A 9,439-nucleotide genomic window follows, 5' to 3' on the forward strand; every position below is an offset into this window, starting at 1 on the left:
AGAGACGTTGCAGCCGCTCAAGTAGTCTGTATTCGTGGACTTGCAGCCGTGGGACACACGGTCAAGATGCTTTCTGAGGGTAAATTCACTGGAATCCCTATGACGGAAGAATCCCCGCTCTTATAGGGCGGGGAGTGTCAACTTACTCCAGTTGATCATTGCCAGTATTGCCATCGGTCTGATTTTGCCCAATTTTTTGAGAATCAGACAAACCCCACCAGGGGACACCAAAGATGATGTAAGTTTGATGAACCGCACCCAGGTAAGGGTTAGATTAGAGACATAAGTATTTAACTAATTCAAGGCGATATGCTACAGCCCCAACAGATCTTACGCGATCGCTATCAGCTTAAGCAAAAACTCGGTGACAATCCTCGGCGTCAAACCTGGCTGGCAGATGATATAACCCTATCTGTGCCTCAACCCGTGATTGTGAAACTCTTAACCTTTGGCGGTGAGGTGCAATGGGACGATTTACGGCTATTTGAACGGGAAGCACAGATCCTAAAACAGCTAAAGCATCCCCGCATACCCAAGTATAGAGACTATTTTCACATCGATGAGCGATCGCTGTGGTTCGGCTTAGTGCAAGACTATATTCCTGGCGTTTCCCTGAAAACCTTGATGAGTCAGGGTCAGCGATTTATTGAAGCCGATATCCGTAAAATTGCCAGAGAACTCCTACACATTCTTCAGTTTCTGCATCAACTTAATCCCGCCGTACTCCATCGCGATATCAAGCCCAGCAATCTGATTTGGGGTGAGGATGGACATATCTATTTAGTCGATTTTGGTGCGGTGCAGGATCGAGCAACCACAGAAGGTGCTACCTTTACTGTAGTGGGAACTTATGGCTATGCTCCCATGGAACAGTTTGGCGGTCGGGCAGTTCCCTCCTCTGATCTCTATGCCCTCGGCGCGACGCTGATTCATCTTCTCACAGGTACAGCCCCGGCTGATTTGCCCCAACGGAATTTACGCATTTGCTTTGAAGACCGAGTGAGCCTCAATCCTAGTTTAATCAGTTGGATGCAAAAGCTAACCGAACCCGCACTAGAACAGCGCTTCCCCAGTGCGGCGGCTGCGCTCAACGCCCTAGAATCGGGTCAGACAACGCGCCATTCGATTCAACCGATTCCAACCGCCTTTATTAACAATTCAGGCTGTGGCGGTTTATTTGATGCCTTAATTCCTGTCCCCGATGAAATCAAAGGCTGGAATTGGGGTGCGTTTTTCATGCCCTACTTGTGGCCCCTCACCAATAAAGTTTGGATTGGACTGTTGGCATTAGTCCCCCAAGTGGGATGGTTAATGGCAATCATGTTAGGTGCAAAGGGGAATGAATGGGCTTGGAAAAGTAGAAAATGGCGCAGCATTGAGCAATTCAAAGCCCATCAACGCGGTTGGACGATTGCCGGACTGTTTATTGGTATACCTATGGCATGGATATATATCGGATTACTTGCCATGTTTATCCTGTAACCTTTAAGGCAACTGATGCTTTTCTCCCGCCTGATTACGCTGTTCACTGTGAACATACCACAGGTATTGTGTTAGTCTGATGCCTACTTCACAGAAACGTTAAAAAAATTAACAAAATTTTATTTCCATAAACTTTGAACATCTGCTAAGGTAGCATCACTTAGCCCAATACAAGTTGTCAGACCTTCTCAACGGATAGGAGAGGAGAAAGTCAAAACTCATCCATAAGCAAGCCATTAAGAGGCTGGTAGCTTAATAAAAGCTATTGGTTTTTAGTTGTCAATGCAAGTTAGGGGTTAGACCGATGACAAAAAATAGTCAACTTCCGTCTACGGCTTATTATTATTGAAGCATTTCCTGTTTTTTATTATTTTTTATTTCCCTTGGGGTGTATATGTTTTTTAAGAGTGGGTTGAAATTTACTCAAAACAATAGGCAAAAGGTTCGGCTTTTGCTGAAAAGGGTTGTTATAGGGTTCTTCCTGGTATTGACGATTTTCTCTTTGACAGCAAAACCTGCTTTAGCCCATAGACCTCATGATGTTGTCACTCAAGTTGATTTATCTCCGAAGTATGAGCAAGATCAAGCATTATTTATTATAGTGCGGAGTAGTTTATTTAAATCAACGGACGGAGGTTCTTCGTGGCAAAGAATCGTTAATGGCTTGGATAATATAGCGAATTTAGCGGGTTTATCTATTTCTCCAACCCGTCCGGTTCTCTTTATGTCATCCTTTGGAGACGGGATATATAAATCCTCAGATGGGGGAGATTCATGGCAAAACGTAAATAACGGATTAGACAATTTAAACATTGAAGTCTTAGAGATAGATCCCAACGCTTCGGATTTCGTTTTAGCAGCCGGAAGTGAAGGTGGACTCTATAAAACCGATGACGGCGGTGCAAACTGGAATAAAGTTCTAGATAACCAGAATAAAATTAAGACAATTAGCTTTATTCCGAATGATACAAATTCAATCGTTATTGGAGATGAGGAAGGGAATATCTATGTGTCAGGGGATCGCGGTGAAACCTGGCAAACGAATTCTCCTGTTGAAAATAGTGGCGCCATTACAGCTATAGCCGTTTCACCCAATTTTTCCTCAGATCAAACTATTTTTGTTGGCACAGACAAAGGCGGTGTAATTCAAACAACTGATTTGGCAGACTCATTCACACCATTAAATCAGGGATTGTCTGACCTATCCGTCCAAGATATTGTCATTTCACCGAATTATGCCAACGATAAAACTCTATTTGCCTCAACCTGGAATGACGGCTTCTTTTACTCACAAGATAAAGGAAAGACGTGGAAAAAATCGAGTCAAGGTTTGGTGAAAGATAGTCAAGCCGATGACATGAAAAGTCCTCATTTCACGGATTTGAGTGTCTCTGAAAACACCCTGTTTTTAGGAGGATTTGATGGTCTATTTAAAACTACAGATAGTGGACAGACGTGGCAACTTTTAGAAACCTTATCCCCCAGAACAATTGTTGCTCTAGCCGTATCTCCTGATTATGCAAATGATTCAACAGTCGCTATTGCTCCTTATGTCGGAGATCCCTATATCAGCAACGATGCTGGAATGAACTGGACTCAGATGTATAAAGGGTTAGAAGCTCCTTATTTAACCCAAAGTTTTGAAGAACCAACACAAGATCCGCGACGGTTTTTCGATATTGCCTTTTCTCCGACTTACCGTTCTGATAAAACTCTCTTTGCCACCTTATTATGGGATAATTTTTTACGATCGACTGATGGAGGAAAGCATTGGCAGAGAAGTCAACTTCCAAAGGTTCCTAAGTATTCTACGCGGGGAATGACCATCGCCACTTCACCAGCCTTTGACTCCGATAAAACTATTTACTTACTCACCCAGCAAGGTGTTATTTACAAGTCAACCAACGCCGGAAAAAAATTCTCAGTTCTCAGCAAAATTGGTAAAGACTTTAGTAATGAAACAGCGTCCATCGTCATCTCTCCAGATTTCCTATCTGATCCAACTCTTTACGCATCTAGTTCTGATCCTGGAGTTTTTCAGTCTAGTGATGCAGGTAAAACTTGGCAATCTGTTAGTGAAGACAGTGGTTTAGGTGAAACTAGCAGTATCCGCTTGGCGATTTCACCGAATTACAAGGCGGATCAAACTGTTTTTGCGGGGACTGACCGAGGACTTTTTGTAACAACCAATGCTGGAAAAATATGGGACAAGTTATTGAGTTCTGCTGCTATCGAAAACGGCTATATAGAAGGCGTCGCCATATCTCCGAATTATCAAAACGACCAAACCTTGATTGTTAGCGTCAGGGGTAAGGGATTATTTAAGAGCGTTAATCGAGGACAAAGCTTCACACCAATTGGGAATGATAACCTGGCATTTGCCAGAATGAATAACGTCCCCTGTGCTGGTATACCCATCCAGTTTTCACCCGCCTACGCTACGGATAATACCCTATATGGCTTTGGGTCAGCCCAAGCAGAAATCTTTAAATCAACCGATGGCGGTAATACCTGGGCAATAATGGAACTTCCAGAACATGAAGACCAAGAACCTGGATTACTCACGTCTGTAAGTCTGGCGTTTTATGTTTACAGGGGTCAAACGCTGAGGTTGCTACTGTCCCTAATCACGGCTTTATTGGCTTACTTTGTTTTAGGATATCTCGGGTTAGAAAAACGATTGCCCTTGAAGAAAATACAGATACAACTTTTGGGAACATTTATCATATTTATGGGCGCGGTAATTGTTTTGCTTGCCTAGAATGAACCAAGAAAAAATACAGTAGTTGTAAAGATCATACTAAACGTTCAGGAATCTATAGCAGACTTTAAAAGTAAGCTGCGCTGCATCAACTATCTAAGTAAGGTGTTTTTAAAACTATGACTTCTTTCACAAAATGGACTAAACGAAATCGTTATTATTATGAGGACATTCAAAAATTATATGTTTTTTTTGTTCAAGCCAACTCAGATGTTTTAGAAATTGGTTCAGAACTCGCTTATTTGCTAAATGCTGTAAAGCCTAAAGTAGGGTTAGGAATCGATAGCAATGCTGAAGCTGTTAAAATAGCCAGACAAAAATTTCCAGAATTAGAATTTGGGATTGAAAAACCCGAATCTTTTCAGTGCAGTCAAGCGTTTGATTACATATTGATGGCTAACGCAGTCAGTTATATCGGCGATATTCAAAAAGCTTTCCTAAACTTACAAAAAGTATGTAAGCCTTCGACAAAATTAATTTTAACATTTCATAATCCCGCCTGGGAAATTATTTTAAATTTTGCCACTTTACTCAAACAAAGAAGAGCAGTTTCTAATCTGAACTGGCTAAGTTATGAAGATATTCATAATTTACTCGATCTATCTGGATTTGAAGTTATTTTTCATGGAAAAAGAATGTTGTTTCCTCGACGGATACCTATTTTTTGCAGTATATTCAATAAATTTTTAGCTCCCTTACCACTTATCAATAATCTTTGTTTAACTGAATATATTGTTGCTCAACCTCAAGCTGATCCAGTTAAAGCACAAAAAAACATCAAAAATTTAACCTGTTCAGTAATTGTGCCAGCACGAAATGAAGCCGGAAATATTGAACGATGTGTGACGGAAATGCCTCAGTTAGGCAAGCACACAGAAATTATCTTTATCGAAGGACATTCCCGGGATAATACGTGGGAGGAAATTCAACGAGTTCAGGCGAAATATGGCGATCAATGGGACATCAAAAGTTGTCAACAAACAGGAAAAGGCAAAGGGGATGCTGTTCGGCAAGGGTTCAATATGGCGACGGGAGATATATTAATTATTCTAGATTCTGATTTAACCGTTAAACCGGAAGATTTAGTTCACTTTTTTGATGCTGTTGCATCGGGACGTTGTGAGTTTGCCAATGGTTGCCGTTTGATTTATCCTATCAATTCTCAAGCTATGCCCTGGCTGAATCGAATGGCTAACCGCTTTTTCGCTTGGTTATTGTCATACTTACTTAATACAAAAATTAAGGATTCTCTATGTGGTACTAAAGTCCTTTCAAAAGAAAATTATCAGCGCATTGCTGCCAATCGCTCATATTTTGGTGATTTCGATCCCTTTGGCGATTTCGATTTACTTTTTGGTGCTGCTAAATTAGGGTTAAAAATTAAAGATATACCAGTGCGATATGTTCCTAGGACTTATGGTAGTTCAAATATACAACATTTTAAAGAAGGTTTAGTTTTGTTTAAAATGTGTCTGTATGCTGCTCAAAAAGTAAAATTTATTTAGAAGAAATCTATCCCTATCGAAAAAAAAATTAACCCCTTACTTGGATATAGTAAATTTTATATGTTATATAGTTTACATTCTGCATACCCTACCAAGATTGTTCATTTTTTCAGAACAAATTTGCCTCATAAAATTAAGGTACTAGTTATTTTTGTAATTGTTGTTGGCGTTATTTTACGTTTTGTAAATCTTGACAATAAGATTTTTAATTGGGATGAAGTTAGGAGCTTTTATCGACTATCTGGATATGTAAGAGAAGAGGTAATTCAGCAAATGTTTACTGGTGATATAATTACACCTCAAGATATTCAAAAATATCAAACGCTTTCTCCAGAAAAAAAAATAGATGATGCGGTTTATGCGCTTTCTAATAATCCAGAGCATCCACCACTCTTTTACTTAATGGCTAGATTTTGGATGCATTTATTTGGGACACCATTTTCAGTAAGAGTTTTAGCTGTTATACTTGGACTTTTATCACTTCTGCCCCTCTACTGGTTATGTTGTGAGTTATTTACAACGCCATTAGTGGGGTGGGTAGAACTTGCCTTATTTTCTATTTCTCCCTATCAGATTTTGCTTTCACAAGCCGCTAGAGAATACAGTTTATGGACTCTAATGACAATTGTATCAAGTGCAATGCTATTATATTCCTTGCGGACAAGGAAAACAATAAGTTGGATTGCCTACACGTTAAGTATAATTGGAGGACTTTACTCTCATCTGTTTTTTGCTATAACCTTGTTTGGTCAAGCTATTTACACTGGTATTACAGAAAACTGGGGTTGGAGTAAAAAAATACGCGCTTATCTTTTCACCTTGTTAACAGCTACTATAGCTTTTTTACCGTGGATCATTGTAATTTTAACCAACTATGGACGATTTGAGGAAGTAACGGCTTGGACAAGAGAATTTGAATCTGGATTTCAAGAAATAATTCAAGTAAACATTAATAATATTGGGGACATTTTTATGGATTTTAATGACCACACCAGGCTTGAATACTACCTTTCAATTATTTTTGTTTGTTTGTTCGTGTATTCAATTTATCGTATTTATAAATATAGGTCAAAACAGAAATGGTTGTTTCTTGTATTACTCATTTTTCCCTCATGGTTAATTTTGATATTGCCGGATATGGTTTCACAAGTTGGTGTAAGATCTTTGCAGTCTCGTTATTTAGCGACATCATATTTAGGAATTCAAATTAGTATTGCTTACTTAATTGCTGAGGGAATGCAATTAAAAAACCATGCCATAAGACTGGCAAGTAGCTTATTCCTTGTGATGCTGATTTTATTTGGAGGAATATCTGGAGTATTAATTACACATTCTCAAGATTGGGATTATTTAGAGCTTAAGGGAACACCAATATCTGAAAATCTTCAAATAGCTCCGATTATTAATAAAAATGAACACCCCCTTGTGATCAGTGACTCAACTCATAGCTATCTCCTGTCTTTAAGCTATATTATTGGCGATCATGTCAAATTCCAGTTACTTAAGGAGAATGCTGTAAATCAGTGGACAAATAAGCTAATGCTTGCCCAGGCAGAACATCAATTTAGTGACATATTCCTGTACTATCCACGTCAAGAGTTGCTGGACTTCCTAGACAACAATTATCCGAATTTTAAAGCTAAAAAAATTCACAAAGGACTATTTAGATTGTACCGAACATGATAAAATCAAACTAGAGTGGACTATTTATCTTGTCAAGAGCTTAAAAAACATTAATAGGACTTAATCATTATGAAAGTTATTAATTCCAAAACTATAGATTATTTGAAGAAATTAAAAATCCTACATTTACTCTTTGTTATTATTTTAATTTTTGGGATATTTTTGCGTTTTGCCAACCTCGATCAAAAAGTTTACAATGCTGATGAGGTCAGGAAAATTATATGGCTTTCTGGTCATAGCAGTGAAGCCTTTAAAGAAGAAGTTTATAGTGGAAACATTGTTAGCGCAGAAGAGTTGAAAAGATATCAGTACCCAAGTGACGACACAACTTTAGCTGATGTCTTTAAAGTTTTATCAGGCAAAACAGAACACGTTCCTCTGCACCATATAATCAGCCGATTTTGGCTGCAATTGTTTGGGACTCATTCATCCGCGAAAGTCGTCTCAGTTTTGTTAGGTTTTTTATACTTTCCTTGTTTGTATTGGCTATGTATTGAGTTATTTCAATCCCCTTTAACTGGATGGGTATCAATAGCTATAGTTTCTATTTCTCCCTTTCATATATTGGCATCTCAGAACGCCGGTTCATATAGCTTATGGACTGTTACTATTTTATTGTGTAGTGCGGCACTATTAAGAGCGTTGCGAGTCCAAGCTAAAACCAGTTGGTTGATGTATGCTATTACACTGACACTAGGATTTTATACGCACTTATTTTCAGTTGTAGTTGCCTTGGGACAAGCAATTTATGTAATATTAATCGAAAAATTAAAACTAACCAAAACTTTAATTAATTATGGCTTATCCTGTGTCATCAGTATCGTTTTATTTAGTCCTTGGATTGTTATTTTCTTTGTAAATTTAGGCAGAGTTGACGAAGGGACAAGCTACTATGACCAATTTAATATTAGTTTTCGTAAACTAATCATGTCTTTATATAGCAATATTGGTCATGTTTTTATTGATTTTTATCATCGATATGGCAGACTGGAGAAACTGCTATATTTATGTCTGTTCCTGTTAATTATTTATTCTCTCTACCATCTAGTGCGTAAGACCCAGATAAATGTATGGCTGTTTATCGTTATCTTGATTACTCTTACTCCTATATTACATATAATTGCCAATTTTATTACTCCCTCAGCATTACACATACAATCTCGATATTATCTACCTTCTCATTTAGGTATTCAGTTATCTGTTGCTTATTTATTAGCCTCTCAAATGGGTTCAACATCTCTTAAGGTGTGGCAACGTCGTGTTTGGTCTATTATCTTCTTGATTATAATCACACTGGGGATGATTTCGGGAACGATTTTAATGCAGGAGAAAACTGCTGGTTTAGATGATCAACGAGGAACAGCTAGTGGGAAAAATTTAGCGGTTGCGCCCTACCTCAATCAAGCTGAGAATCCTTTAGTCATCAGTGAAACCACACACAGTTTTATTTTAGCGCTACTCTATCTGATTGATAATGATGTCAAGTTTCAGCTTTTGCAACCTGACAATGTTCAGCAATGGCAGCAAAAACTTAATTTAGTCGAAAACATTAGTGAATTTAGTGATGTTTTTGTTTTTTATCCCGATCCAAAATTTAAGACTTTCATTGAGCAAAATGAAAACATTACAATTCAGGTAGTTGTCAATGGTCTTGATAAAATCAACCTCAAAAAATAATTAGGTTAGGTTTGGTAATAGCAGGTTAATATGGCTATAGCGTCGGTCTAGTAACCAAAGTTATCGGTGGTAATCTCGAAGGTCGTGAAGGGTCAAAAGACGGGAGACTGGGTATCGTATTGTTACCATTTTGAGACAATTGAAGTAGATGCTTCGATTACTGGACTGGTGTTTTAGGACATGGGTTAAGCTGAAGTTCCCCCCATACAGATGTACTGCGCCCAGGCTAAAGCCTTATACCGTAATGGTTTGAGCGCTCAAGCCCTCAAAAATCGTACCCATGTAGCACTTGCAAAAATAGCGCGATCGCGCTATTTTTGCAATAGACAAG

At 38.5% G+C, this 9,439-nt stretch carries 5 protein-coding genes and 1 pseudogene; all 6 read left to right on the plus strand.

Annotated elements, in window-relative coordinates; all coding sequences use genetic code 11:
• Nucleotides 1-126 (plus strand): annotated as a pseudogene (locus RLO19_RS25795) (RNA-guided endonuclease InsQ/TnpB family protein); the annotation flags it as partial.
• Between the two features lie 183 nt (nt 127-309).
• Nucleotides 310-1,482: a serine/threonine protein kinase gene (locus RLO19_RS25800; protein ID WP_446360251.1), complete on the plus strand. Its 1,173-nt coding sequence runs from the start codon at nt 310-312 to the stop codon at nt 1,480-1,482.
• 502 nt (nt 1,483-1,984) lie between these two features.
• Complete coding sequence (locus RLO19_RS25805; RefSeq protein ID WP_446360252.1) at nt 1,985-4,243, plus strand: WD40/YVTN/BNR-like repeat-containing protein; 2,259 nt, start codon at nt 1,985-1,987, stop codon at nt 4,241-4,243.
• 119 nt (nt 4,244-4,362) lie between these two features.
• Nucleotides 4,363-5,748 (plus strand): glycosyltransferase, encoded by a 1,386-nt coding sequence (locus RLO19_RS25810; protein ID WP_446360253.1) that lies wholly within the window; start codon nt 4,363-4,365, stop codon nt 5,746-5,748.
• A gap of 120 nt (nt 5,749-5,868) precedes the next feature.
• Entirely contained in the window at nt 5,869-7,431 is a 1,563-nt protein-coding gene (locus tag RLO19_RS25815) for a glycosyltransferase family 39 protein (RefSeq protein ID WP_446360254.1), read from the plus strand.
• 69 nt (nt 7,432-7,500) lie between these two features.
• Nucleotides 7,501-9,108: a glycosyltransferase family 39 protein gene (locus RLO19_RS25820; protein ID WP_446360255.1), complete on the plus strand. Its 1,608-nt coding sequence runs from the start codon at nt 7,501-7,503 to the stop codon at nt 9,106-9,108.
• Nucleotides 9,109-9,439: the final 331 nt, after the last annotated feature.

Source organism: Coleofasciculus sp. G2-EDA-02 (genome assembly GCF_040226375.1).
Lineage (GTDB): Bacteria > Cyanobacteriota > Cyanobacteriia > Cyanobacteriales > Coleofasciculaceae > Coleofasciculus.

What these genes read in the sequence shown, in the direction of transcription:
- RLO19_RS25800 (WP_446360251.1), top strand. Translation starts at nt 310, where the DNA reads ATGCTACAGCCCCAACAGATCTTACGCGATCGCTATCAGCTTAAGCAA.
- RLO19_RS25820 (WP_446360255.1), top strand. Translation starts at nt 7,501, where the DNA reads ATGAAAGTTATTAATTCCAAAACTATAGATTATTTGAAGAAATTAAAA.
- RLO19_RS25810 (WP_446360253.1), top strand. Translation starts at nt 4,363, where the DNA reads ATGACTTCTTTCACAAAATGGACTAAACGAAATCGTTATTATTATGAG.